Annotated in this window: 20 protein-coding genes and 3 pseudogenes; 13 read left to right on the top strand and 10 right to left on the bottom strand. The window is 62.2% G+C overall.

What is annotated here, in order from left to right; all coding sequences use genetic code 11:
• Positions 1-536 precede the first annotated feature (536 nt).
• From BPNPMPFG_RS11405 to BPNPMPFG_RS11395, 3 genes are read right to left on the bottom strand one after another with little or no spacing between them, the layout of a single operon-like run.
• Positions 537-2,996 carry a glycosyltransferase family 2 protein gene (locus BPNPMPFG_RS11405; protein ID WP_258595431.1) on the bottom strand — a complete coding sequence of 820 codons (2,460 nt, stop codon included), beginning with the start codon at positions 2,994-2,996 and terminating at the stop codon, positions 537-539.
• Positions 2,993-3,247, bottom strand: a complete 255-nt coding sequence (locus BPNPMPFG_RS11400; RefSeq protein WP_258595430.1) for a glycosyltransferase family protein — start codon at positions 3,245-3,247, stop codon at positions 2,993-2,995. Before BPNPMPFG_RS11400 ends, BPNPMPFG_RS11405 begins: the two co-directional genes overlap by 4 nt.
• Positions 3,248-3,301: 54 nt before the next feature.
• The gene (locus BPNPMPFG_RS11395; protein WP_258595429.1) at positions 3,302-3,424 is read right to left on the bottom strand and encodes a hypothetical protein; all 123 of its coding nucleotides are present in this window, start codon (positions 3,422-3,424) and stop codon (positions 3,302-3,304) included.
• 24 nt (positions 3,425-3,448) lie between these two features.
• On the opposite strand from BPNPMPFG_RS11395, the gene BPNPMPFG_RS11390 reads away from it, so the two are divergent.
• The 3 genes and pseudogenes from BPNPMPFG_RS11390 to BPNPMPFG_RS11380 all read left to right on the top strand — a co-directional run.
• The gene (locus BPNPMPFG_RS11390; RefSeq protein ID WP_258595428.1) at positions 3,449-3,577 is read left to right on the top strand and encodes a hypothetical protein; all 129 of its coding nucleotides are present in this window, start codon (positions 3,449-3,451) and stop codon (positions 3,575-3,577) included.
• Positions 3,578-3,928: 351 nt separating this feature from the next.
• A complete protein-coding gene (locus tag BPNPMPFG_RS11385; RefSeq protein WP_258595427.1) occupies positions 3,929-4,732 on the top strand; it encodes a DUF4347 domain-containing protein in 804 nt (267 codons plus the stop codon).
• 95 nt (positions 4,733-4,827) lie between these two features.
• A pseudogene (locus tag BPNPMPFG_RS11380) lies at positions 4,828-5,274 on the top strand (DUF4347 domain-containing protein); the annotation flags it as partial.
• A 376-nt stretch (positions 5,275-5,650) separates the two neighbouring features.
• Here BPNPMPFG_RS11380 and BPNPMPFG_RS11375 read toward each other — a convergent pair.
• The 3 genes from BPNPMPFG_RS11375 to BPNPMPFG_RS42850 are packed head-to-tail and all read right to left on the bottom strand — an operon-like array spanning position 5,651 to position 10,825.
• On the bottom strand, positions 5,651-6,271 hold the full coding sequence (locus BPNPMPFG_RS11375; RefSeq protein WP_258595426.1) for a hypothetical protein: 621 nt from the start codon (positions 6,269-6,271) through the stop codon (positions 5,651-5,653).
• Between the two features lie 24 nt (positions 6,272-6,295).
• Positions 6,296-9,241, bottom strand: a complete 2,946-nt coding sequence (locus tag BPNPMPFG_RS42855; protein ID WP_263013312.1) for a hypothetical protein — start codon at positions 9,239-9,241, stop codon at positions 6,296-6,298.
• A gap of 33 nt (positions 9,242-9,274) precedes the next feature.
• Entirely contained in the window at positions 9,275-10,825 is a 1,551-nt protein-coding gene (locus BPNPMPFG_RS42850) for a hypothetical protein (protein WP_263013311.1), read from the bottom strand.
• A gap of 332 nt (positions 10,826-11,157) precedes the next feature.
• On the opposite strand from BPNPMPFG_RS42850, the gene BPNPMPFG_RS11345 reads away from it, so the two are divergent.
• The 5 genes from BPNPMPFG_RS11345 to BPNPMPFG_RS11325 all read left to right on the top strand — a co-directional run bounded on the left by BPNPMPFG_RS11345 (position 11,158) and on the right by BPNPMPFG_RS11325 (position 18,133).
• Positions 11,158-11,349 carry a hypothetical protein gene (locus tag BPNPMPFG_RS11345; protein WP_258597103.1) on the top strand — a complete coding sequence of 64 codons (192 nt, stop codon included), beginning with the start codon at positions 11,158-11,160 and terminating at the stop codon, positions 11,347-11,349.
• 227 nt (positions 11,350-11,576) lie between these two features.
• On the top strand, positions 11,577-13,883 hold the full coding sequence (locus BPNPMPFG_RS11340) for a peptidase domain-containing ABC transporter (protein WP_258595425.1): 2,307 nt from the start codon (positions 11,577-11,579) through the stop codon (positions 13,881-13,883).
• A gap of 280 nt (positions 13,884-14,163) precedes the next feature.
• Positions 14,164-15,396, top strand: a complete 1,233-nt coding sequence (locus BPNPMPFG_RS11335) for an HlyD family type I secretion periplasmic adaptor subunit (RefSeq protein ID WP_258595424.1) — start codon at positions 14,164-14,166, stop codon at positions 15,394-15,396.
• Between the two features lie 47 nt (positions 15,397-15,443).
• Entirely contained in the window at positions 15,444-17,177 is a 1,734-nt protein-coding gene (locus tag BPNPMPFG_RS11330) for a tetratricopeptide repeat protein (RefSeq protein WP_258595423.1), read from the top strand.
• Between the two features lie 278 nt (positions 17,178-17,455).
• Complete coding sequence (locus BPNPMPFG_RS11325; RefSeq protein WP_258595422.1) at positions 17,456-18,133, top strand: hypothetical protein; 678 nt, start codon at positions 17,456-17,458, stop codon at positions 18,131-18,133.
• A gap of 318 nt (positions 18,134-18,451) precedes the next feature.
• Here the strand turns inward: BPNPMPFG_RS11325 and BPNPMPFG_RS11320 are convergent.
• Positions 18,452-19,131 (bottom strand): annotated as a pseudogene (locus tag BPNPMPFG_RS11320) (alkaline phosphatase family protein).
• A 658-nt stretch (positions 19,132-19,789) separates the two neighbouring features.
• On the opposite strand from BPNPMPFG_RS11320, the gene BPNPMPFG_RS11315 reads away from it, so the two are divergent.
• The 4 genes from BPNPMPFG_RS11315 (at position 19,790) to BPNPMPFG_RS11300 (ending at position 21,567) form a co-directional block, all read left to right on the top strand.
• Positions 19,790-20,134 (top strand): ArsR/SmtB family transcription factor, encoded by a 345-nt coding sequence (locus BPNPMPFG_RS11315; protein ID WP_258595420.1) that lies wholly within the window; start codon positions 19,790-19,792, stop codon positions 20,132-20,134.
• An 18-nt stretch (positions 20,135-20,152) separates the two neighbouring features.
• Positions 20,153-20,641, top strand: a complete 489-nt coding sequence (locus BPNPMPFG_RS11310; RefSeq protein ID WP_258595419.1) for an SRPBCC domain-containing protein — start codon at positions 20,153-20,155, stop codon at positions 20,639-20,641.
• 18 nt (positions 20,642-20,659) lie between these two features.
• Complete coding sequence (locus BPNPMPFG_RS11305; RefSeq protein WP_258595418.1) at positions 20,660-21,217, top strand: dihydrofolate reductase family protein; 558 nt, start codon at positions 20,660-20,662, stop codon at positions 21,215-21,217.
• A gap of 77 nt (positions 21,218-21,294) precedes the next feature.
• Complete coding sequence (locus BPNPMPFG_RS11300; RefSeq protein WP_258595417.1) at positions 21,295-21,567, top strand: hypothetical protein; 273 nt, start codon at positions 21,295-21,297, stop codon at positions 21,565-21,567.
• Positions 21,568-21,782: 215 nt separating this feature from the next.
• Here the strand turns inward: BPNPMPFG_RS11300 and BPNPMPFG_RS11295 are convergent, their stop codons facing one another.
• Positions 21,783-22,034 (bottom strand): hypothetical protein, encoded by a 252-nt coding sequence (locus tag BPNPMPFG_RS11295; RefSeq protein ID WP_258595416.1) that lies wholly within the window; start codon positions 22,032-22,034, stop codon positions 21,783-21,785.
• A gap of 199 nt (positions 22,035-22,233) precedes the next feature.
• Between BPNPMPFG_RS11295 and BPNPMPFG_RS11290 the strand changes: the two genes are divergently transcribed.
• A complete protein-coding gene (locus tag BPNPMPFG_RS11290) occupies positions 22,234-22,665 on the top strand; it encodes a hypothetical protein (protein ID WP_258596720.1) in 432 nt (143 codons plus the stop codon).
• 314 nt (positions 22,666-22,979) lie between these two features.
• Here BPNPMPFG_RS11290 and BPNPMPFG_RS11285 read toward each other — a convergent pair.
• Positions 22,980-23,485, bottom strand: a pseudogene (locus BPNPMPFG_RS11285) (alcohol dehydrogenase catalytic domain-containing protein); the annotation flags it as partial.
• Positions 23,486-23,494: 9 nt separating this feature from the next.
• Positions 23,495-24,874: an aspartate aminotransferase family protein gene (locus BPNPMPFG_RS11280; protein WP_258595415.1), complete on the bottom strand. Its 1,380-nt coding sequence runs from the start codon at positions 24,872-24,874 to the stop codon at positions 23,495-23,497.
• Positions 24,875-24,895 lie beyond the last annotated feature (21 nt).

Below are 24,895 nucleotides of genomic sequence, written 5' to 3'. Positions count from 1 at the left end.
CAGCGAAGGTTCTGGCTTTCGCCGACCTTAGCACCTGATCGAATATTACTCGTCGCGTCGACATTGGCGTGCGACAGCATCGAGACCCCAACGCCCCGTAGGCGGGCTTTGTCAGTATCTTCATCTTCCCTCGCGCATGCGCGTCGAGCTAATGGCGGTCTGTTGTGCTTCCAATGACAAACTAGCTCGGCCCTCGTTGATCTGCGTCTGTCCGATCTGACGCCCGCTCGTCATCATGGATGACGAGCGGCGGCATACAAACGAAAGCCTTCATCGAGTCATACGCGGCGGACATTGCGCAGTCGATGCCTATATCGTCTAGGATTACTCCAGTGCCAGGAATCGGAATAAGCCTTTTTCGTAGCGGCAGACATTTATCAAGAAGTACTTGAGCGCCCGTTGGAGTTACCGAATAGGCCATCGAGCCAAAGGAATGATTCAGCCGGAAAAGAGATCTTGGATAGCTTTCAGATTGAAATTGAGCCGGAATTTGTTTGTGCCGCCGATCGTAGAACTCCATCTTGGCTTTGGAAAAATCAAGGTTCAACCCACAAAAACAAGGGATCAAAATTAAATCCCCATTTTACTATATCCCAGTCCTGTGGGGCCTTGGATAGAATACTTCTCGACTCGTCGACAAAATTAAATGATGAATAAACGTCGTCTTCGAAAATCGTAACTGGTCGATTCTCGGCTACCGCTAATTTCCACAAATTGATGTGGGATAGAGCACATCCCAAGGCGCCCGGAAGATACCCGCAATCATCGGCAATCACTCCATCGTCTACCAAGGCTTGTAAGGCCGACCTATCGATGGACGCTCCGTCGACGGCCGATACACGAATTGTATTGTTCGCCAGATGGGGGTTCCTATCTCGATATTTGGCCCAGCGCTCGACGCTGCGGTCGAGGTTTATCAGGTGAATTTTCGGCGAACCCGTCGGCTCGACAGGTCGAACTGGCGCCGGCCCGGAGACAGAGGACGTGGCGCCAGTGAATGCGGGGGTGTCGCCCGCACCGTGCAACAGGGATCGAGCGCGCTCGATCCCGTCACTCACATGGTATTGGCCATCGCCGAAGGTGATGTAGCCATAGACTTGTCGGTTATCCATATACTGGACGACGCCGGCCTTCCTGGCGCTGTCGGCAAAGATGACGTACTCGTACCGCGATGTGCCGTCCTCGTATGTCAGTTCGGTCAGCACGTCGGCGCGGACTAGATAGGTGCAGTGCACGAGCGGCATCTCGATAATGCCGCGCACGTGGCGGTTGAGCACCCATCCATATTGATCGCACTGCATATAGTAGCCGTTCGCATCGACCTCAGCGTGGTAGTTCGAATAGTATTGGCCGGGCGAGATAGAGCGAAGCAGGGGTGCGACGATTGGCAAGTCGAGCGCAACAAGCTCTCGCAGCGTGGCCGGCCGCACGAAATTGTCGACGTCGACAACGAAATAGAAATCGCAGCCGTGCTCAAGAGTTTTCCGCAAACTTATGTTGCGGATTCGGCCAAGCACCCTGAAGCGTGTCTCGTTCCATTCGTGTTCGCCAAACTGCTCGACTCTATCGACCACGTCGGAGGCATCGAATTCAACCGCCGCATAGAGGTGGCCCACACGATCCACCCATTCGCGCAATATGTGCTCGGTCCTGTCGGTGTTGTTGTTTGTCCTGATGTACAGGACGATCGACGCTTTCGGGTAGTCGAGCGCCTCGATGCACTCGAGGTAAAGCGGCAGAGCCGGCTCCTTCTGCTTCGCCAGGATTGCGACAAGGATGCGTGGCGTGCCCTTCATGCGCGACCGGAACGAACGCTGCCGGACAAGCTTGTGCTGATCGATCAAGCTCTCGGTCCCGAACGCCCCGAGTTTCGGCGGCTCATGAACCGGAAGCTTGTCGGTTGCGAAACGCGCGTTGGCCACCACACGCTTCGCCATTTCCGCCGGCAATTTTTCGGTCGCGAGCAATTTCAGACAGGCGTCGAGCGATTCCCGGTAAGCGCCTGTCCAGTAGGCATTGACAGCAAACTCGTCGAGCAGTCCGTAATCGTAGACCCAGGGCTGTATGAAAAGTCCGGCGGGTTGGGCAAGGTCGAGTCCTCGACGCGCAAATTCGGTTCCTTCCGCATTCCGGCCCTTGTTGCGGCAATAGAGGCTCGCGGCGTGAAGAGCCTCCGCGCGGGCGGGAACGATCTGCGCCGCACGCTCAAAGGCGGCAATGACCTCGTCGAATGGCCGTCCCAGCGCTGCCATGAGGTTGCCCGCCTCGAGCAGGCTGACATAGACCTCCTCGTCCCAAAAACCCAGATCGGCGCGCTTCAGATAGTTCGCTAGTGATTTTTCCCGTTCATCGGAATCCCTGTGGCTCTGCGCCAAATAGAAAGTGTATCGCGAAACAAGGAAGGGGTCGGTCTCCGTGGCAAGTGCATTTTCAAGAACGGCCGCGTCGTCCTGGTACTTTCGTGGATTTTGACTGCGCGCTCCTCCATGTCCCGTTGCTACACTGAAACCCCTGGCAGTCTGGCGTGTGATAGGGCCGGGAGGGGCCTCGAGATACTCATGCAGTACGCCCTTGAAGGAGAAGGTCAGTCGGTTCCGACAGATCTGAGGGCGATAAAACGAAATGCCGCCATGAGACACTTCAACGTCGTATAAATCGTGTTCCATCTGCGACTTGAATGCGACTGGATCGAAGGTGGGGTCCCGGATCAGGACATCGTCCGCGTCGATGATCATCGCATAGTCGACAGTCTCGACCTCTCGCAACCGGTCAAGGGCGAAGGTACGGTTGTATGCGAAGTCCCGCCACGGCTCGTCAATGACAGCGCCCTGGACATTGTGAGCGGCGAGGAAGCCACGGATGAGTTCTTGCGTGCCGTCCTCGGAACCTGTGTCGACGATGAGCACATAATCGACAAGGGGAAGCACGCTGGCGAGGCATAGCAGGATGACCTTCGCCTCGTTCTTGACGATCATGCATAGGCCGATGGTGCTCATGCTAATGCCTCAGCGGAGCGGTGTTTGCTACGCGCCTGCTCGAAATTGTGGAAGGGGAACTCATGCAACTCGCCCGGCAGGTTGCGGGCGGCGAAGAACGATTTGATGAAATCCGGGATACCATCGGTCGAGCCGGTATAGCCTATGACCCAGCAGTCGATATGGTCGACGACCGCGCCGAGACCGCGCTGCAGGTTTGCCATCTCGTTCTTCACGATCATGTTGAGGCAGAGGCGCTTGCCGTTTGTCATCTGCGGATTGTCGGCTCTCAATGTGACTGTCGGCTAAGTGCCGCCTCCCTTACCTTACTTCACCGCCATTTGCGGGCTGCCGTCAAGATTGAGCAGGTCGCCGTAGCAATCGTCACGCCGCCGCCTTGGCGAGGAATCCGGCGTGCTGGCGCGTAACGCGGTCAGGCTCGCAGCCATCCTCGGCAAGCCAGCAGCCTAGCGATGACGACCTCGATTTTCGCGGATGCCGCGTTGCTGCACGTCATTCGTTTGAATGACGACGGATTTCTCTTTCCGGAGTTTCCTGACGAGCTGGCGCCGAGCCATCGGCGTGACCCGGGGAGGGATTGAGTAGTGGGACGGATGTTATCGCCTGCCGACCGGCGGAGCTGTGATGCAGCCCTCGGGTTCGATAGGCGCAAGATCAATTTGCAGCCAAGTACTGGGAAGGATCGCCACGACGCCGTTACCGATCGCTCGGACACGCGGATCGGTCGGCATCCGTCCTTGGCCGCCACATCCGACAAGCCACTGCGGGTTCCCTGTTTCGATGATGATCTCCACGAAAACGAATGCGGCGCTGTTCGATCCCACGGCGCCGTTAGCCGTGCGGAGTCTGCCCGCCCGCTCGACCCAGCCACGCCAAGCGTTGCCGGCGGGTGCTTTCAGTTTGAACCCAATCGGAACCGACAGGATCTCACCGTGGCCCGCGCCTCCGAACTCCTTTTCGTCGATTCCGCGGTATCCGATCTCGACACGATCCTGCGAAACCTGAGGCCGGAGGTCGAGGCGATCGTTCTCGACCGGAGGGCGCCGCCGGCACGGCAGATGGCGGTTGCGCTCGAAGATCGCGGCGGCCTCGACGCGGTGCACGTCATCGCGCACGGCGCACCCGGGAGGGTGAGCTTCGCGGCCGGAGAGTGGGCGACCGAGACGCTGCAGGACGATGCGGCCGACCTCGCCGTTATCGGCCAGGCGCTCGGTCCTACTGGCGACCTGCGGCTGTGGAGTTGTGACGTGGGCGTCGGCGCCGCGGGGCCATGCTTCGCGGATGGGCTGTCGCGCGCAACTCGAGCGTCGGTTGCGGCTGCGACTGGCCTCATTGGGTCGCGGACGCTCGGCGGCGACTGGAAACTAAGGGTGCGAACAGGACACGCCGCGGCGCTGCCGCCGCTGACAAAGGAGGGTATGATGAGCTACGCAGCAGTGCTAGCGGCCATTGAAGTCACCGTCACGGGCATTTTGCCGATCGGCAATACGACCGGGAACGTAAATTACTTTATTTTGGATACCGCCAAAAGCGCGATCGTAGGCCAGATCGTTCTTCCCAACGCTGCCAAGCACAGCCAATCCGTCGCTTTCACCGTCAGGGTTCCAGGTACCGTCGCCACTCTTGCGATCGGTACGTTTGACGACGGCGGGAATTTTCAGGCCTCCAGTTTCCTCAGTGTGGGCAAACCCGTTGCTGATCGTCCGAGCGGCGCCGTTGGGCCATCCGGAAGATGACCGCCCAACCTCCATGCCTTCTCCCGTGGCCACGCCGGCCAGGCCTGCGTGCCGCTACGCCTTGAGTTGAATTCGAAGTCAAACAGGAGCCTGAGATGGCCCGTGCCTCGGAAATCCTCTTTGTAGACCCTTCTATCCCTGATCTCGAAACCGCTCTGAGAAACGTGCGGCCCGAAGTACGAGCCGTCGTCCTCGACAAACGCCGGCCCGCGGCGCGGCAGATGGCGGAGGCTCTCGAAGGGTGCAAGGAACTTGACGCGGTGCACGTCCTGGCGCACGGCGCCCCGGGGCGGGTCAGCTTTGGCTCAGGCGAGTGGTCGACCGAGACTCTGGCGCGCGACGCTGAGAACCTGGCCGCCATCGGCAGGGCCTTGGCCGAGCAAGGCGACCTGCGGCTCTGGAGTTGCGAGACCGGCTGCGGCGCGGCGGGGGAAGCGTTTGTAGAGGCTCTCTCCGAAGCGACCGGCGCCGATGTATCGGCTGCCGTAGTGCTGGTGGGCGCCGAAGCGCTGGGCGGGCGGTGGGACTTGGCGATATCACCTAAGGCGCGGGTTGCGCCGCCGCTGACCGACGCGGGGGCGGCAAGTTACGCAGGTGTGCTGAGTCTTGAAGTGACCCTTACTGGATCACTCGATACTGCTGGCTCCATCAGCCAGAAGGCAGTGCAGTATTATATCACGAATTCGTCTAACGTCATTGTCGATAGTTTTACGCTGCCATCAAAGGCAGCTGCTCAATTCGCATCTGTCGCTATGATTGTTAATGTTCCGGCAAGCGGAACTTATACTATAACAGCTCTTGTTCAAAATGACACAGACCCTAATAGCAGTTGGTCTGTTATTGCGGCTGGTACGTTTAATCTAAGTAACAACACTGTTACTCCTGGCCCAGCCAGTAATTCCGACGGTGTCTTTACTCTCACCGGAGTTTCTTCAGCCAGCAACACTGGTGCGACCGGCGCCACTGGTGCCACGGGCTCGACCGGCGCAACTGGTTCGACCGGAGCCACGGGCTTGACCGGAGCCACAGGTGCAACCGGCGCGACTGGTCCAACAGGAGCCACCGGCCACACCGGCTCGACCGGCGCGACGGGAGCGACCGGCACCACAGGTTCAACGGGTGCGACTGGTTCGACCGGTGCGACTGGATCGACCGGCGCCACGGGAACAACCGGCGCGACTGGCTCGACCGGAGCCACAGGTGCGACTGGCGCCACGGGAACAACCGGCGCGACAGGTTCAACTGGAGCCACGGGCGCGACCGGCTCGACTGGTTCGACCGGCTCGACCGGCTCGACAGGTGCAACTGGCTCGACCGGAGCGACGGGCTCGACCGGCTCGACGGGTGCGACCGGCTCGACAGGCTCGACAGGTGCAACGGGCTCGACTGGTGCAACTGGCTCGACCGGTGCGACCGGCTCGACGGGTGCAACAGGTCATACCGGAGCGACGGGCTCGACCGGTGCAACCGGCTCGACCGGTGCAACTGGCTCGACCGGTGCAACCGGCTCGACTGGCTCGACTGGCTCGACCGGTGCAACCGGCTCGACAGGTTCGACTGGTGCTACCGGCTCGACCGGCTCGACCGGCTCGACTGGCGCCACGGGTGATACCGGAGCGACTGGCTCAACAGGTTCGACTGGTGCAACCGGCTCGACTGGCTCGACCGGAGCAACCGGCTCGACTGGCGCCACGGGTGATACCGGAGCGACTGGCTCGACTGGTTCGACTGGTTCGACTGGTTCGACTGGTGCGACCGGCTCGACTGGCTCGACTGGCGCCACGGGTGATACCGGAGCGACAGGTTCGACAGGTTCGACAGGTTCGACCGGAGCAACCGGCTCGACTGGCGCCACGGGCGATACCGGAGCGACTGGCTCGACAGGTTCGACTGGTGCAACCGGCTCGACTGGTTCGACCGGCTCGACTGGCGCCACGGGTGATACCGGAGCGACTGGCTCGACAGGTTCGACTGGTGCAACTGGCTCGACAGGTTCGACTGGTGCAACCGGCTCGACTGGTGCGACCGGCTCGACTGGCGCCACGGGTGATACCGGAGCGACTGGCTCGACCGGTTCGACCGGTTCGACCGGTGCAACAGGATCGACAGGCTCGACAGGTTCGACTGGTGCAACCGGCTCGACTGGTGCGACCGGCTCGACTGGCGCCACGGGTGATACCGGAGCGACTGGTTCGACCGGTTCGACCGGTGCAACAGGATCGACAGGCTCGACAGGCTCGACTGGCTCGACCGGAGCAACCGGCTCGACTGGCGCCACGGGTGATACCGGAGCGACTGGCTCGACAGGTTCGACTGGTGCAACCGGCTCGACTGGTGCGACAGGCTCGACCGGAGCAACTGGTTCGACCGGTTCGACTGGTGCAACCGGCTCGACCGGCTCGACTGGCTCGACCGGAGCAACCGGCTCGACTGGCGCCACGGGTGATACCGGAGCGACTGGTTCGACAGGTTCGACCGGTGCAACCGGCTCGACCGGAGCGACTGGTTCGACCGGTGCGACAGGCTCGACCGGAGCGACGGGTTCGACCGGTGCAACTGGCTCGACAGGTTCGACTGGTGCAACCGGCTCGACTGGCTCGACCGGAGCGACTGGCTCGACCGGAGCGACTGGTTCGACAGGCTCGACCGGAGCAACCGGCTCGACTGGCGCCACGGGTGATACCGGAGCGACTGGCTCGACAGGTTCGACCGGTTCGACCGGTGCGACAGGCTCGACCGGAGCAACTGGTTCGACCGGTGCGACTGGCTCGACTGGCTCGACAGGTGCAACGGGCTCGACTGGTGCGACTGGCTCGACCGGTGCGACCGGCTCGACGGGTGCAACAGGTCATACCGGAGCGACGGGCTCGACCGGAGCAACCGGTGCGACCGGTGCGACCGGCTCGACCGGCTCGACCGGAGCGACTGGTTCGACCGGTGCGACAGGCTCGACCGGAGCGACGGGTTCGACCGGTGCAACTGGCTCGACAGGTTCGACTGGTGCAACCGGCTCGACTGGCTCGACCGGAGCGACTGGCTCGACCGGAGCGACTGGTTCGACAGGCTCGACCGGTGCGACAGGCTCGACCGGAGCAACTGGTTCGACCGGTGCGACTGGCTCGACTGGCTCGACAGGTGCAACGGGCTCGACTGGTGCGACTGGCTCGACCGGTGCGATCGGCTCGACGGGTGCAACAGGTCATACCGGAGCGACGGGCTCGACCGGTGCAACCGGCTCGACCGGTGCAACTGGCTCGACCGGTGCAACCGGTGCGACCGGCTCGACTGGCTCGACAGGTGCAGCGGGCTCGACTGGTGCGACTGGAGCGACGGGCTCGACCGGTACAACCGGCTCGACCGGTGCAACTGGCTCGACCGGAGCAACCGGTTCGACCGGTGCGACAGGCTCGACCGGCTCGACTGGCTCGACAGGTGCAACGGGCTCGACCGGTGCGACCGGCTCGACGGGTGCAACAGGTCATACCGGAGCGACGGGCTCGACCGGTGCAACCGGCTCGACCGGTGCAACTGGCTCGACCGGTGCGACCGGTGCGACCGGCTCGACTGGCTCGACAGGCTCGACAGGTGCAACGGGCTCGACTGGCTCGACCGGTGCGACAGGCTCGACTGGCTCGACAGGCTCGACAGGTGCAACGGGCTCGACTGGTGCGACTGGTGCGACCGGTGCGACAGGCTCGACCGGCTCGACTGGCTCGACCGGTGCAACGGGCTCGACTGGTGCGACTGGTGCGACTGGCTCGACCGGTGCAACTGGCTCGACCGGAGCAACCGGTTCGACCGGTGCGACAGGCTCGACCGGCTCGACTGGCTCGACAGGTGCAACGGGCTCGACTGGTGCGACTGGCTCGACCGGTGCGACCGGCTCGACGGGTGCAACAGGTCATACCGGAGCGACGGGCTCGACCGGTGCAACCGGCTCGACCGGTGCAACTGGCTCGACCGGAGCAACCGGTTCGACCGGTGCGACAGGCTCGACCGGCTCGACTGGCTCGACGGGTGCGACAGGCTCGACCGGCTCGACTGGCTCGACAGGTGCAACGGGCTCGACTGGTGCGACTGGTGCGACTGGCTCGACCGGTGCGACCGGCTCGACGGGTGCAACAGGTCATACCGGAGCGACGGGCTCGACCGGTGCAACCGGCTCGACCGGAGCAACCGGTTCGACCGGTGCGACAGGCTCGACCGGCTCGACTGGTGCGACTGGCTCGACCGGTGCAACCGGCTCGACGGGTGCGACAGGCTCGACCGGCTCGACTGGCTCGACAGGTGCAACGGGCTCGACCGGTGCGACTGGTGCGACTGGTGCGACTGGCTCGACCGGTGCGACCGGCTCGACGGGTGCAACAGGTCATACCGGAGCGACGGGCTCGACCGGTGCGACAGGCTCGACCGGCTCGACCGGCTCGACTGGCTCGACCGGAGCAACCGGAGCAACCGGAGCAACTGGTTCGACCGGTGCGACAGGCTCGACTGGCTCGACAGGTGCAACGGGCTCGACTGGTGCGACTGGCTCGACCGGTGCTACCGGCTCGACGGGTGCAACAGGTCATACCGGAGCGACGGGCTCGACCGGTGCAACCGGCTCGACTGGCTCGACCGGTGCAACCGGCTCGACCGGCTCGACCGGCTCGACGGGAGCGACTGGCTCGACCGGTGCAACTGGCACCACGGGTGCGACCGGTGCGACTGGCTCGACGGGTGCAACCGGCTCGACGGGTGCAACAGGTCATACCGGCTCGACCGGCTCGACTGGTTCGACCGGCTCGACCGGCTCGACTGGTTCGACCGGCTCGACTGGTGCAACTGGCTCGACCGGTGCGACCGGCTCGACGGGTGCAACAGGTCATACCGGAGCGACGGGCTCGACCGGAGCGACAGGCTCGACTGGTGCAACTGGCTCGACCGGTGCGACCGGCTCGACCGGAGCGACGGGATCGACGGGCGCAACCGGCTCGACTGGCTCGACTGGTTCGACCGGAGCGACAGGCTCGACCGGTGCAACGGGCTCGACCGGAGCGACCGGCTCGACGGGTGCAACAGGTCATACTGGAGCGACGGGCTCGACCGGTGCAACTGGCACCACGGGTGCGACTGGCTCGACCGGCTCGACCGGTGCAACTGGCTCGACCGGAGCAACTGGTTCGACCGGTGCGACAGGCTCGACTGGTTCAACCGGCTCGACTGGTGCAACGGGTCATACTGGAGCGACAGGCTCGACTGGTTCAACCGGCTCGACTGGTGCAACGGGTCATACTGGAGCGACGGGCTCGACCGGTGCGACTGGCTCGACGGGCGCAACCGGCTCGACCGGCTCGACCGGCTCCACGGGAGCGACAGGCTCGACTGGTGCAACCGGTTCGACTGGTGCGACCGGCTCGACGGGTGCAACAGGTCATACCGGAGCGACGGGCTCGACCGGTGCGACCGGCTCGACGGGTGCAACAGGTCATACCGGAGCGACGGGCTCGACAGGTGCAACCGGCTCGACCGGTGCGACAGGTCATACCGGAGCGACGGGCTCGACTGGTGCGACAGGCTCGACTGGTGCAACTGGCTCGACCGGTGCGACCGGCTCGACGGGTGCAACAGGTCATACTGGAGCGACGGGCTCGACCGGTGCAACTGGCACCACGGGTGCGACTGGCTCGACCGGCTCGACCGGTGCAACAGGTCATACTGGAGCGACGGGCTCGACCGGTGCGACTGGCTCGACGGGCGCAACCGGAGCGACGGGTTCGACCGGCTCGACCGGTGCGACCGGCTCGACGGGTGCAACAGGTCATACTGGAGCGACGGGCTCGACCGGTGCGACCGGCTCGACTGGTGCAACCGGCTCGACGGGTGCAACAGGTCATACTGGAGCGACGGGCTCGACCGGTGCGACTGGCTCGACGGGCGCAACCGGCTCGACTGGCTCGACTGGCTCGACTGGCTCGACCGGTGCGACTGGCTCGACTGGCTCGACTGGCTCGACTGGTTCGACAGGTGCGACAGGCTCGACCGGTGCGACAGGTGCAACCGGCTCGACTGGCTCGACTGGCTCGACTGGAGCGACCGGCTCGACTGGTGCAACGGGTCATACTGGAGCGACAGGCTCGACAGGTGCGCCTGGTCCGACAGGGTCGACCGGCGCGACCGGCCCAGGCGGTGAGACCGGTGATCATGACCATCACCATCACCATGGCAACAACGGCAACGGCAATGATCCTGATCACAACGACAGCAGCAATCCGGGGAAAGGACGCGGCAATGATGGCACCGACGCCGATGGCACACCGGGTAACGGTCACAAGGCCAACGTCACCTCTAGCTCGCTCGGGCTCAAGGACACGACGCAGTTCCTGCAATCCGGGTCGACAGACGGTGGTGGCGTCAGCCATGGGTCGGTCCGCCAGCTCATCGGCATGGCGGCCAGCACGGTGTCGACCGACCTCCTGAATGTTCTCAACACGATCAGGGGAGGTCAGAACCAGAACAAGCCGTTGGGTGCGAGCACCGACCTGACCTCGGACCACACCAAGCATGGCGCCGGCTACGCCAACAGCGACGACACAGTGAACAAGGCTCTGAAGGATATTCTGAAGCCGCATGAGTGAGCAGGAATGGTGACCGGACAGACCATGATGGAAACCGGTCCAAGGCTGAGAAACGGGCGCGCGGGCTTTGCGGGCAAGCAAGGCCTGCGCGTTCGCCATCGCCAAATGGGCAAGGGGCTCGTGCGGCCGACCAGCTCGGGATATATTCAGCGCCGCCGGAAATCCCGGCGGCGACGGTCCGCCCGGGGCATTGTTGACCTGACGCCTGCGTATCGGAAGGGAAGTCCATGGTGAACATCCCTCTGAATGCCGAAATCCAGCCGGTGCCGATCCGCGCCGGCATCGAAGCCGACGCGACCGGCAAGGTCGGCGAAAATAGCGAAATGGGGCGGATTCCCGGTGGTCCCGCCGAGTTTGACCAGGTCGGGCCGCGTCTCAAGGCCATGCTGCGGGTCGCCCGCTATCACGGGGTCGAACTCGACCCGAACGAATTCAGGGCAGCGAGCGCAAGCTCGATTCCAACCGCCAGTGACCTGTCCGAGTGGGCGCAGAACGGCGGTATGTGGTCTCGCGCCGTCCGCATTCGCTGGTCCCACCTCTTGCGCTTCCAGGATACCGGACCAGTCGTTCTGCTGTTCAGCGATGGCGGAGCAGGTATCCTCACCGGGGCGAGTGCCGAGCGCAACGTCGTCTTCCTCAAAAGCGCGGACGCGCCTGATGACGGCCAAGCCACCGCGATCGACGAGCTGCGGCTGTCGCAGGTGTGGACGGGCGAGGCGGTGCTGCTGCGACAGGCGCGATCCTATGTTGCGGCGGATGCGCCTTTCACCCTTCGCTGGCTCGTCGAACTGGTGCGGCACGAAAGCCGGCCCCTGCGCGACGTCGCCATTGCCTCGTTCACGCTCAGCGTCCTTACCATCCTGCCGCCGCTCATCGTCATGACGGTGGTCAACAAGGTGCTGCAGTTCAACAGCGTCTCGACGCTGTTGCTCTTGTCGGCCATAATCGCCGTGGTCTTCGCCTACGAGACGCTGCTCGGACACGCGCGGCGACTGATCATCAACGTGGTTGGAGCTCGTCTGGACACAAAGCTGCAACTGCACGTTTTCAGCCGGCTCCTGCGCCTACCGCTCGATTATTTCGAGCGTCATCCGGCCGGCGAGACAATGTACCATCTCGCCCAGGTCTATCGCATCCGCGAATTCCTGACCGGCAAACTCCTCAGTACATTCCTCGATCTGATCACGCTCTGCGTGCTGGTACCGGTGATGTTCTACATCAACGCCAAGCTCGCCTGGATCGTGCTTGCATGCGCGGGCGTAATCGTGCTGATCATCCTCGCCTTCCTCAGGCCGCTGCGCCGGAGGTACCAGCGGGTGATCAACGCCGAGACGTCGAAGTCGGCGGCGCTCAGCGAAACAGTCGTCGGCATCAAGACGGTAAAGGCGCTAGGTCTCGAGCCGCAACGCAAGGCGCTTTGGGACGAGCAAGTGGCGGAAGCGGGAAGGGCGCGTCTCGCGTTCGGGCAGTTCGCCAGTTGGCCGCAGACCCTGGTTACGCCGGTCGAACGGGTGATGGTGCTCGGCACAATGCTGATCGGCGCCTATCTCGCGATGAACGATACTTCTGGTTACATGGTCGGCGGCCTGTTCGCCTTCATGATGATCTCCCAGCGCGTCGCGCAACCGCTGGTCGGGCTGGCGCGGCTGATCGAAGATTACGAGGAAGTCGGCGCGGCGATCGGCGAGGCGGCGTCGGTCCTTAACCGGCCGCTGGAGAGCAGTTCGAATTCCCTCGGCTTGAGTCCAAGGCTCGTCGGCGAGGTCACGTTCAGCGATTTGACCTTTAGCTATATCGGCACCAAGACGCCCGCGCTCGACCGGGTCAGCTTCAACATTCCGGCAGGCACCATGTTCGGCATTGTCGGGCGCAGCGGCTCGGGAAAATCGACGATCGCGCGTCTCCTGCAGGGGATCAATCGCGATTACAGCGGCTTCCTCAAACTGGACGGCGTCGACCTCAAGGAAATCAACCTTCGCCACCTTCGCCAGGGGCTCGGCGTGGTGCTGCAGGACAATTTCCTGTTCCGCGGGTCGATCCGCGACAACATCATCGCCGGGCGCGCAGGCCTGACGCTTTCCGACGCCATGCGTGCCGCGCATCTGGCCGGCGCCGAAGAATTTATCGAGCGAATGCCGAATGGCTATGACACCTACATCGAGGAAGGTTCGCCCAACTTGTCGGGCGGTCAAAAGCAACGGCTGGCGATCGCGCGCGCCCTCATCCACGATCCGACGATCCTCATCCTCGACGAAGCGACCAGCGCACTCGACCCAGAGAGCGAGGCGGTTGTCAGCGCCAACCTCATGCGCATCGCCCGCGGGCGCACGATGATCATCGTTTCGCATCGGTTGTCCTCGCTGACCGAGTGCGACCAGATCCTGGTCATGGAGCAGGGCAAGGTCCTCGACGTCGCACCGCACGCGATCCTGCTCGAACGATGTGCGCTCTATCGCCAGTTGTGGTCGCAGCAGAACCGACACCTCGATGGCCATCACGGCCGCCCGGTAGCCGTTCCGCCGCGGTTGATTTGACGATGTCGTGCGGCCGAAAAGCGTATCGGCGCATGCTGAGGGTGGAATGGATGGGATTGAATGGTCCGAGTCAACAAAGGCCACCTGTACTTCGGGTCGGTAAGCCATGAGTAGCACCTCCCTCACCATTCGCCCCGCCCGCTGGCGTCGGACGAAAACGAGCGATCCGACGACACCGGCGATTCTCGAGTTCCAGTGGCCGTCGACGGCGGTCGCCAATGCGCCCATTCCGCGCGCGGCGCGCGGTATCGTCTGGGTCATTTCGAGTTTGGTCATCGCCTTGATCACCCTGGCAGGACTGATACCGGTCGATCAGGTTGTCACGACGAGAGGGCTGGTGGTCTCGCAGTCGCCCACCATAATTGTACAGCCGCTGGAGACAGCGATCGTCCGTTCCATCGAGGTGCGGGAAGGACAGCGCGTACGAGCCGGTCAATTGCTTGCCCGCCTTGATGCGACCTTCGCCTCGGCCGACCTCGCAGCACTCGCGGCGCAGGTCGCGACGCTTGAAGCCGAAGTGGCGCGGTTGAAGGCAGAAGCCGATGGCAAGACCTTCAACTACGACGGTCTCGACCCGAGTTGGACCCTGCAGGCGTCGATCTTCGATCGGCGCAAGGCGGTCTACGACGCCAAGCTCGAGAGTTTTGACCGGCAGCGTGACGAACTCAGTTCCGTGATCTTGCGCTCACAATCCGACGCCGACGGCTACCGCCAGCGGCTTGCCGTCGCGGCCTCCATAGAGCAGATGCGCAAGCAGCTGGAAGCAAGAGAGGTGGGGAGCCGCCTCAATACCCTTCTCGCCGAGGACAACTCGGCGGAAATGTCCCGATCGCTCGGCAATGCGGAGCAAACATCGGAAGCCGCCAAGCGCCAGCAGGCGGCGGTGGCCGCCGAACGCGATGGCTATATCCAGAATTGGCGCGCGGAAGTCTCACAGAGCTTGTCGGAGGCCAACTCGCGGATCTCCGATGCCCGCGAACTTCTCAACAAGGCAAAGCTGCGCAAGCAGTTGGTCGAGTTGAAGAGCGAAGCGGACGCCATCGTCCAGTCGGTGGCGAAGGTCTCGGTAGGCTCGGTCCTGCAGTCGGGCGAACGGTTGATCACGCTGGTGCCGGCCGACGCGCCGCTCGAGATCGAGACAAACATCGTCGGCCGCAGCAGCGGCTTCGTTCACGTCGGTGATCCCGTGGTCATCAAGTTCGACACCTTCCCGTATTCGCAGTACGGCCTCGCCCACGGTACGGTGCGGACCCTCAGTCCGGATTCCTTCTCAGCGCAGGAGCAAGCGCGCGACCCGAACAACTCCCTGGCCATGTTGCCTTCGGACGCCGGGCCGTTCTATCGGACGCGCATTTCCATAGACCAGGTCGCGCTGCACGGAGTACCCGCCGGCTTCACCGTCAGCCCTGGCATGCCGGTGACTGCGGACGTCAAGGTCGGCCGGCGCACGGTGCTCAAATACATTCTGGGCGCGATGCTCCCGATTGGCCAGGAAGCGATGCGGGAGCCGTAGGTTCCGGCGCAATAAGCGACAGACGGAGGAATCAAGGGCTCGTATCGATGACAATTCTGGATCGGCTGACTGGTTTCGCCAACCCGGCGGCAGCATTGCGCCGGGCGATTCAGTTGTCTGACAGCGGCAGATCCGCGGAAGCCTTTCCGCTCATGGCGATCGCCGCGCGCGCGGGGATCGCCGAGGCCGAGTATCGGGTCGCGCGTTGCTATCTCGAAGGCTCGGGCGTGCCGCCGAGCCGCACCGAAGGGACGCGCTGGCTGCGGCGGGCGGCCAACCACGAGAGCGCCGATGCGCGGGCGCTCCTCGCAGCACTTTACGTGACCGGATTGGCGACAGCGGAAGCTGATGGCAAGGGCTCCGAATCGGAACGCTTGTTCGAACAAGACTCCCCTGGTGAGCCAGACTTCGTGGCAGCACTCGGCTTTGCCGCCAAAGCGGCCGAGGCAGGCTCCGCGACCGGTCAGGCAATCCTCGGTTACATCTTTACCAGCGGTCCCGAACCGATGCGCGACGCGGATGCGGCGCATGGCTGGTACGAGCGGTCGGCGGCGGCCGGCTGCGCCGAAGGATGTCTCGGTTTTGCGCTTTCGCTGGCACGGCGGGGTGGGCTGGCGGAACGGGCAAGGATCGCTGACGAGGTACGGCGCGCGGCCGATGCTGGCTTGCCGACCGCAATCTACCTTCTCGCCGTCCTCACCGAGCATGGGCTTGGCGTCACAGGCGACCATGCAGCCGCCGCGCGACTATACCAGGCAGCTGCGGAAAAAGGCCTTCCCTCGGCCCAGTTCCGGTTGGGGTTGGCGCTGATCGACGGCAGCCTCGTCGACCAGGATCCCACGGCCGGGGAGGCCTGGATGCGGCGTGCCGCGCTGGGGGGTAACATCGAGGCGGCGTATCTCCTCGGCGATCGTCACGTGAAGAGCCGGCCGCCGGATTTTGCAGAGGCCGCCACCTGGTATCGGCGGGCGGCCGATTCGGGTCACCAGGCCGCCGCTCGTGCCATAGCCTCGCTCTACCTGACGGGAAACGGCGTTGCGAAGGATGATAAGGAGGGCGCGCGCTGGCTGCGCGTTGCCGCAAACGGCGGCAATCAGGAGGCCCAAGTCGACCTCGCCAATCTCGTTCTCCGAGGAGCTGGCGAGCCGGACGATACCGCAAGCGTTGCCGAATGGTTCGAGGCAGCTGCGTCGTCGGGCGACCTGATCGCCGCGTTCAATCTGGGGCTCTGCTTCACCAAGGGGGTCGGCGTGCGCCAGGACGAAGGTCGAGCGGCACAATGGCTGCGGCGCGCGGCCGACGGCGTCGCCGAGGCGCAATATATGTACGCCCGCATCCTCCAGGATGGGCGCGGCGTGGCGGCCGAACCGAAAGAGGCCCGCGTCTGGTTTGCCCGAGCGGCCGAGGCCGGCGTGCTAGACGCCAAGGTGGCGCTTGCCGAGATGCTGCTCAACGGGCGCGGGGGCCCGCGCTTGCCAGCAGCCGCGGTGCAGCTGTTCGAGCGGGCCGCCGACGGCGGTCACGCTGGGGCGATGTTTGCCCTTGGCGCGCTGTACAGCACCGGTCAGGGCCTGCCGGTCGACCAGACGGCGGCTCAGAAATGGTTCGCAGCCGCTGCCGAGCGTGGGCATGGCCAGGCCCAACTCATGCTCAGCCGATATCTCTTTAAAGGGCTCGCCGGCGAGCACAACCCGGTGGCCGGTCGGCTTTGGCTCGAGCGAGCGGCCGCGCACGCTATCCAGGAAGCGGCCGACGAGCTTGCCGAGCTCGTCTCGGGTTAAAGCAGCCGTGTGCCATGCCATACTTCGTTGCCAAGCCCGAGACCGATGCACCGTCGCGCCAGGCTTCTTCGACCATTCGCTTCTTGTCCTCGAGGCTGAAGTACGGCGCCCGCCAGCGTCATCAATCTCGATCCCAAATGGACGTTCCATGTCAGCCGCAAAAAGCCCGCCACCTTCCTGCAGCGTCCTTCCACAATGTCAGTGCTGTTTACCGACGGCGAATTGCCCGACATGGAGTGACGTGCAATATCATTCAACCGCTTCGCAGGGGAACATCCATGGCGTTCGATTATTGCCATCCGACCGCACCGCACAAGAAGCTACGCTTGCCCAACTGGTACGTGTCGAGCCTGATGATGGATCGGGCGCTCGATGCCGTGGCGCGCAAGGTCAAGACCCTCGACCGCAAGCACGACATCCCCTATCTCGCCGGCTATTCGAAAGATGGGAAGACGATCTATATCGACCGGCATATGCCCAGCGAATGGGAATACAAGGGCCGCACGATCAACACCGACCGTTTCCTGTTGTTGCACGAGGAGGTCGAGAAGACGTTGATCGACCAATTGGACCTGCACTATCTGCACGCCCACCAAATCGCCACTCGGGCGGAAGAAGCCGCGGTGCGGGCGGCCGGCATCTCCTGGCGTGATTATGACCGCTTCATGCAGAAGTACGTGAAGACGATGGACGATGAACGGCTGACCAAAGTGCCGGCAGACCTCGACCTAAAACCCTACCGCGACGAACACGATACCGACCTGCTGGAGCGGATGGCCACCAGTATCGAGAAGGGCATTTACCCCGCGGGCGTCGACAAGGCCAAATTGCACGCCAAGATCAAGGGCCAACTCAAGACGGTCATGACCCATTCGCATCAGCCGAAGGGCGGTCCGTCGTCGAAGGCCAAGCCCGCCGCGAAGAAGGCGACGGGGCCGAAGACAAAGCGGAAATAGGCGCGTTTCCGCTAATCCGACCATCAAGCGCCCGGGTCGCCCTGCTGGCTTGCCCAAAGCGCAAAGCCTCGCCGACCGGGAGTCAAGCGGGGCTCTTGGAACAGTCCGTAAGGCCCAGCTGTGGGCCTGGTCCACGATCCGATAGGACCGCAGCGTTAATCTGGTACCTGGTGATCGCTGGGCCGCAGGGGGACATGTCGTGCAGCCCTGCGCCTTCTTCCACCCGAGAACAATGCGCTGCCGCCATCACCGAATATCAGAAGTAGCCAACGCCGGCCGGTTGGTCGCTGCAGACAGGTTAACGCCTCTGCCAGGTCCTTAACGTCGGCTCCAACCGCTACCGATCACTCCCCTCAAGGCGCTGACGCCCAGAGGAGATATTGTCTCTATGTATTCAATAGTCCGTAAGACCCCATAGTGGTCGATTTGCTCGGAATAGTGTCCGGGCTCGATTCCAGAGCCATAAAATGCAGTAAATATGCGATTGTTGGTATGAGAATCGTCCTCGTCGAATGTCACTACCAAAAGGCTGTTGTTTTTCTTTGACCACTTGGCATAGCCACCGAGGTGAGTTTTCAGCCAAGTATCACCCTGCTGTATCGTGCCGTCATGCATGTCGTCTATGAGATTGGGGACTACGAAACTAACGGCCGGTAGCTGTGCGTAGTCGAGGGGAAGTCAGTCAATGGCTTCTCAAATTCCCTCGCGTCTGAAAAGGACTCCCAAGGATTGTGCTTTCGCGGCGATCCGGCCTCGACATATCCCGCAAAGGTTTTGCCGTGGGCACGAAGGCGACTGGCCAAGTTCGGTGCCATGATGACGTATTCGCCATCATCATGGATGTTTTGCGTCGAGCCGCTGAAGAGCGCGAAGTAATTAGGCTGACTGGGATGAGCGACCGCATACGACTGGTCGAACACGGCGCCACCCTTTGATAGCTCTGTCAAATAGGCGGCTGCCCCCGCATGAGAAATCTGAGCAAACGAGTGGTTCTCCATGATGACAACAACGACGTGGTCGTATTTCGGGGGCGTCCTCGACAAGGCAGCAGCTATGGATGCTTCGCTCACCGCAATGATGATTGCCAGGAAAACCACGACAGACAGCCGTCGAAGTGCCGAGGACACCAACAGTGTGCCAAGCCAAGTCACCATTACCAAACCTCCCACTAAAACCATATGTGCAGCATAAGTGTATCCGCCGATCCCGACCAAGCCGACTACGCGCTTCTGATGAGCACGGTTAACGGCCTATTTGCCGGTGCCGTACGCGCTGGACTAGGATAGCGACACGAAGGGGAGCGTTTAGATCGATGAACAAAAATAGAACAAAAACCTTGTTGGACAAGCCAGTCACGGCTTTGGGATTCCGATTGCCTGTACATTAGGAATTGCTGATGGTCCGCAGGCGTCGCCCTACATGTGATAAGGCTGCAGACCCGAGTACCAGTTGGCTCACCGGAGGGCTGGTGCGCCGACAGTGACCAGGACCATCGGTGCACGAACCAAGCATCTGTCGATCGACAGGGCGCAGAACGGCCATGCCGATGGCATTGTCGACTGAGTCGAGCATCTGGGCGACCAATGCCGGTAGTTGACAGGTCGAACAAAACTCCGTATTCAACCAATCAGTTATCAACTAATTGGTTGAATACAGATGCCAGCCGACGCCCTAAGCGCCACTCTTTTCGCCTTGGCGGATCCGACTCGTCGTGGCCTCCTGGCCCGTTTGGCGACGGGAGATGCAACGGTGACGGAATTGGCCGAGCCCTATGAAATGAGCCTCGCGGCAGTCTCGAAGCACCTAAAGGTATTGGAGGCTGCTGGTCTTGTCTCTCGTGGGCGCCAAGCGCAGTGGCGCCCTTGTCATCTTGAAGGCGCGCCCCTGCAAGCGGTGAGCGAGTGGCTAGACGACTATCGGCGCTTCTGGGACCGCAACCTAGACAGCCTCGCCGACTACTTGAAAGCCATTCAGCAACAGGATCGTGGTGGCCAAGTTTGAGCCTTCAAGGGGATGCACATGAATATTGTAACGGACATTCCCGTTGGCGATGCGGTGATCGTAATGCGCCGCACCTTCGACGCTCCACGGCCGCTCGTCTGGAAGATGATGACGGAGGCCGAGCACGTCGCCAAGTGGTGGGGCGGCCCCGGCTACACCAATCCCGTCTGTGAGATGGACGTAAGACCTTCAGGGCTCTGGCACCACGTAATGCGCTTTCCCGACGGCAAAGAGCTCGAAATGAACTTCGTATTTGTCGAGGTCGACGAGCCCCATCGGCTTGTGTGGCAGCATGCTGATCACGGCGTGCATCAGGGCGGGCCGCCGGTCTCTGTGACAACCGTTACACTTAGAGATTTAGGCGCTCAGACACGATGGGAAATGATCACTCGCTTCAAATCGATCGCTGCGCGCGACGTGGCGGTCGGCATGGGCTTCATAAAGCCGATCGCGGCCAGCACTGAGCGCCTCGTCCAGTGGCTTTCGAACTTTCTCAAGCATCTATGAACAAGGAGAAACTGTGCAATGCGTAAACTAAGCGTCTTCAACAATGTTTCGCTGGAGGGGTATTTCACCGACGGGCAAGGTGACATGAGTTGGGCTCACAAAGCTGACCCGGAATGGCTGGAATTCACCCGCAGCAATGCGCAGGGTGGAGGCACGATGATCTTCGGTAGGGTCACCTATGATCTGATGATTCAATACTGGCCAACCCCTCTAGCAGCGCAGAACAACGCGGCCGTTGCGGAGCGGATGAACAATCTCTCAAAAATTGTATTCTCACGTACGCTCGACGAAGCAACCTGGAATAACACTCGCCTTATAAAGGACGACCTAGTCGGGCAGGTGCGGCAACTCAAGAATAAGCCTGGGGATGATCTTGTCATTATCGGAAGTGGCACCATCGTCTCTCAGCTCACGGAAGCCAAACTGATCGACGACTACAAGATCGTCGTCGTGCCAGTCATGCTCGGCAGTGGTCGTACGTTGTTTGAAGGCGTCAGCGGTACGCCGACACTTAAGCGCACTTTGGTGCGCGGCTTCGAAAATGGGAACGTGTATCTCTGCTACGAGACCGCCTGAAACCTCATACTGCCCCTGATCCAAATTGCCCGCGTCGATCCTTTGGTCCCAACGATCGGTCGAAAAAGGCAGCTGAGATGGGCGCAGCGGATCATCGCGCGTGCCCGCGCGCGATGATCCGACCCATTGTTTGTGTACACGCTTTTCCCACAACGATGGTTTTGTCGTCGAGAGAGGTCAGTGGAATTGAGAGCGACACGGAACGGCCCCGCATCGAACGTAGCTTCGTCCGTGCCGAAGATGAGCAGCCGGAAGCGGTAACGCGGCAAGACGGCGAAGACTACGCCGTCAACGACGATGGCGAGATCAACGACGGCAAGTCCTACGCCAACTATCGTGCGGCTCTGTAAAGTGGGGTAACGAAAGCCTGGCTGCCATACAATCTGGAGGGCTTTGCGCGGACGACAGAGACGTTCGCAGCCGCGATGCAAAAGTGATCGGCCAAAGCGCGAGTTTCGCCAGCCAGTTCCTCGAGGTTTACTCAAGCCGATAATTCCCGCCTTGGCGCATGAAGTGCGCGCCTCGAACCGCCTAGCGCTCGCAAGCTTCCAGCATACCGCGAAGGCTACTGTCCGCCCTGTAGACGGGTCGCCCATTGCGCAAGCGCACGGGACGGCGGCTCGCGTAAGCCAAAACCATGCCAACCTTGCAGTTCCCTCCGCCGATGTAGGCGCAGCCCATGCAGGGTTGTGGTGCATTTCTCGGCGAATGGAGCGAACTGCAGGATGATTTCTACCGCCAGGCCCGCGCCGACGATGCATTCGACCTGCGTGATGGGAATATTATCAGGAAGTAGCTGCAGCCGCTGGACGAGCATGGATACAACCTAATCCTGGATCACTGGCCTGTGCCACTGGCCTCGCTCCATGAATGCCGACTGGACGTTAGTCCCGACCGGCCCGATTGGCGGTGTCGAAGATAAATTTCTTCCTGCAGGTTCCGCTCTTGTCGAAGCATCACCGCGCGATAATTCCCTTGAAGGGGTGGGCGCTTCACCATTTCGACAGGAGCCGACCATGAAACATCAGACACTCGATCAACTGCATGCGGTCGCCAAGATTGAATCTTCGGCTGCATATGCGGCAATGACACGGAACCAGCGTATCGAGCGTTGGGCTGAACTTCTCGAACAACAGCCCGAGCGACGCCTTGGCGCGTTTACAGGCACCGAATATTTGCACCTGGACGAACGTGCCACGGTGCGTGGCGAAGGATCACCAATCGCAGTTGCCTTCGAAGACCCGGTGCTGCGCGCCTCGGGCCTTAAGAATGACACCTATGGTGAGGCAAAGCGTTTCTTCGAGCTAAGCGACTGGCAACTGCACAACATCGTCTGCGATTGCCATGCCGGCGCTACCATGAAAGCAGGCTGGGCTGCCGCTCGGGTCCGCGCAACGATTGGCGGGAATGGATTCTTTGCATGGTTGAAGCAACGGATCATGTACTGAGTTGGCTGGCTTGAGGTGAGGATCGTCACGTGTCTGTGACCGCGATACGATCCCACCTGACCCCGGTTGGAGAGTGACATAGTCGATGCATCCCCTTGCGCCCGCGGCCATTAAGTTCGCGAGCCCTTCAATGCCGCGCGTCCTATCCTTCCGCCTTGACGTTCCTGGCTTCCTTCTCGACCTTGGGGCTGTCCTTGCCACGCTTTTGCATAAGGTCCTTGGCTTCTTGGCCGTCATGACTTTTTGAGCTCCGTTGCAGCCTGTTCCCGATCGATCGTTGCCGATGCGACTATCTGGAATGTCGGGATGGGTTAGGCACAGCAGAAGGTGGCGAGTTCGACGTCGCTCAAGGTCGTGTCGACGACATGCGCATTCTGCGCCGGCACGGTCTGGTACTCGGCGTTACCACCATCGCGGCCATGGCCCATATAGTCGATGTCGGCCAGTGAATCGTCGTCGCGATTGTAAATGGAGAAATCGACCATCACCCGTTCGCCGATACGATCGGGCGAGACGCCTTCGCCGACAGCAGCAATGATACCGACCGTATCGGTGCCCTGGATGCGCGGGAAGCTCAGCGTGTTGCCCTGGCGCCCGCCAGGTCGATACAGCGGCAGCATCCTCCTCGGTGCCATAGGCGCCCTGGCGCACCCAGACATCGGTGTTGTTCATGCCGCAAGCGGAGACCTTGATCAGCACTTCACCGGCAGCTGGCGCCGGCACCTTCACATCGTGCGGTAGACAAGCTTTTCCGGTCCGCCGTGCCCGGTGAGCAGCACGGCGGCCATGGTGGCGGGAGGGTTCTGGTCATGGCATTCATGGGTCGATTTCAGAGATTGGCGAACACGCTCTTCACCGCATCCGCGGTCTTCGACACGACGATGTCGGCTTCCTCGCGGGTCAGGCACAGCGGCGGTGCGAAGCCGAGGATGTCGCCCTGCGGCATGGCGCGGCCGATGACGCCGCTTGCGGCAAGTGCCGTCGCCACCTGCGGCCCGATCTTTTGCGAGGCGTCGAAGAACACCCTGTCGTCCCTGTCGGCGACGAACTCCACCGCCGCCAGCATGCCGTCGCCGCGCACGTCGCCGACATTCCTGTGACCGCCGACGGCCTTGGTGAGTTCCGCGCGGAAATAGGCGCCGGTCTCGCGGGCGTTCGTCACCAGGTCCATCTCGTCGATCAGTTCGAGATTGGCGACGCCCGCGGCAACGCAGATCGGATGCGCCGAATAGGTCCAGCCGTGACCGAGCGAGCCGAGTTTGTCGGAACCCTCAACCAGCACCTGCCACATCTTGTCGGCAACGATGACGCCCGACAGTGGCGCATAGGCCGAGGTCAGACCCTTGGCGATGGTGATCAGGTCGGGCTTGATGCCGTAGTGGTCGGAGCCGAACATGGTGCCCAGCCGGCCAAAGCCCGTCACCACCTCGTCGGCGACCAGCAGCACGTCATACTTCTTCAGCACGCCTTGCATCTTCTCCCAGTAGCCGGCCGGCGGCGGCACGATCCCGCCGGTGCCGAGAATCGGCTCTCCGATGAAGGCGGCAACTGTTTCGGGACCTTCGGCCAGGATCATCTCCTCGAGCTTGTCGGCGCAATGTTGCGAAAACTGTTCCTCGCTCATCGAGCGGTCGGCGCGGCGGAAGTAATAGGGCGCCTCGGTGTGCAGGATCGGCGCGCGGGGCAGGTCGAAGGCGTTGTGGAACAGGTCGAGCCCGGTCAGTGATCCCGTCATCACGCCCGAGCCATGATAGCCGCGCCAGCGCGAGATGATCTTCTTTTTCTCCGGCCGTCCCAGCACATTGTTGTAGTACCAGATCAGCTTGATGTTGGTCTCGTTGGCGTCGGACCCCGAAAGGCCGAAATAGACCCTCGACATGCCTTGCGGCGCGCGGTCGATGATCATCTTGGCCAGCGTGATCGAGGCCTCGGTGCCGTGGCCGACATAGGCGTGGTAGTAGGCGAGATTCTTCGCCTGGGCGGCGATGGCATCGGCGATCTTCTGGCGGCCATAACCGACGTTGACGCAATAGAGGCCGGCAAAGGCATCGATGCTCTTACGCCCATTGTTGTCCCAGACGGTGACGCCTTCCCCGCCGGCCATGATGCGCGTCGGCGATTCACCCCGCGCGTGCGTGCCCATATGCGTCGAGGGATGGAAGAAGTGGTCGCGATCCCAAGCAGCGAGTTCGTTGGACTGGTCGAGCATTCTTTTGACTCCTTGAAAGAT

Source organism: Mesorhizobium sp. AR07 (assembly GCF_024746815.1).
Lineage (GTDB): Bacteria > Pseudomonadota > Alphaproteobacteria > Rhizobiales > Rhizobiaceae > Mesorhizobium.
Note: the sequence above shows the minus strand (reverse complement) of the source record. Positions and strands in the feature narration are given on the sequence as shown.

Coding starts and splice junctions, on each gene's coding strand:
- BPNPMPFG_RS11405 (WP_258595431.1), bottom strand. CDS start 2,996: ATGAGCACCATCGGCCTATGCATGATCGTCAAGAACGAGGCGAAGGTC.
- BPNPMPFG_RS11400 (WP_258595430.1), bottom strand. CDS start 3,247: ATGACAAACGGCAAGCGCCTCTGCCTCAACATGATCGTGAAGAACGAG.
- BPNPMPFG_RS11395 (WP_258595429.1), bottom strand. CDS start 3,424: ATGGCTGCGAGCCTGACCGCGTTACGCGCCAGCACGCCGGATTCCTCG.
- BPNPMPFG_RS11390 (WP_258595428.1), top strand. CDS start 3,449: ATGACGACCTCGATTTTCGCGGATGCCGCGTTGCTGCACGTCATTCGT.
- BPNPMPFG_RS11345 (WP_258597103.1), top strand. CDS start 11,158: ATGGCGGCCAGCACGGTGTCGACCGACCTCCTGAATGTTCTCAACACG.
- BPNPMPFG_RS11340 (WP_258595425.1), top strand. CDS start 11,577: ATGGTGAACATCCCTCTGAATGCCGAAATCCAGCCGGTGCCGATCCGC.
- BPNPMPFG_RS11330 (WP_258595423.1), top strand. CDS start 15,444: ATGACAATTCTGGATCGGCTGACTGGTTTCGCCAACCCGGCGGCAGCA.
- BPNPMPFG_RS11325 (WP_258595422.1), top strand. CDS start 17,456: ATGGCGTTCGATTATTGCCATCCGACCGCACCGCACAAGAAGCTACGC.
- BPNPMPFG_RS11315 (WP_258595420.1), top strand. CDS start 19,790: ATGCCAGCCGACGCCCTAAGCGCCACTCTTTTCGCCTTGGCGGATCCG.
- BPNPMPFG_RS11310 (WP_258595419.1), top strand. CDS start 20,153: ATGAATATTGTAACGGACATTCCCGTTGGCGATGCGGTGATCGTAATG.
- BPNPMPFG_RS11305 (WP_258595418.1), top strand. CDS start 20,660: ATGCGTAAACTAAGCGTCTTCAACAATGTTTCGCTGGAGGGGTATTTC.
- BPNPMPFG_RS11300 (WP_258595417.1), top strand. CDS start 21,295: ATGGGCGCAGCGGATCATCGCGCGTGCCCGCGCGCGATGATCCGACCC.
- BPNPMPFG_RS11295 (WP_258595416.1), bottom strand. CDS start 22,034: ATGCTCGTCCAGCGGCTGCAGCTACTTCCTGATAATATTCCCATCACG.
- BPNPMPFG_RS11290 (WP_258596720.1), top strand. CDS start 22,234: ATGAAACATCAGACACTCGATCAACTGCATGCGGTCGCCAAGATTGAA.
- BPNPMPFG_RS11280 (WP_258595415.1), bottom strand. CDS start 24,874: ATGCTCGACCAGTCCAACGAACTCGCTGCTTGGGATCGCGACCACTTC.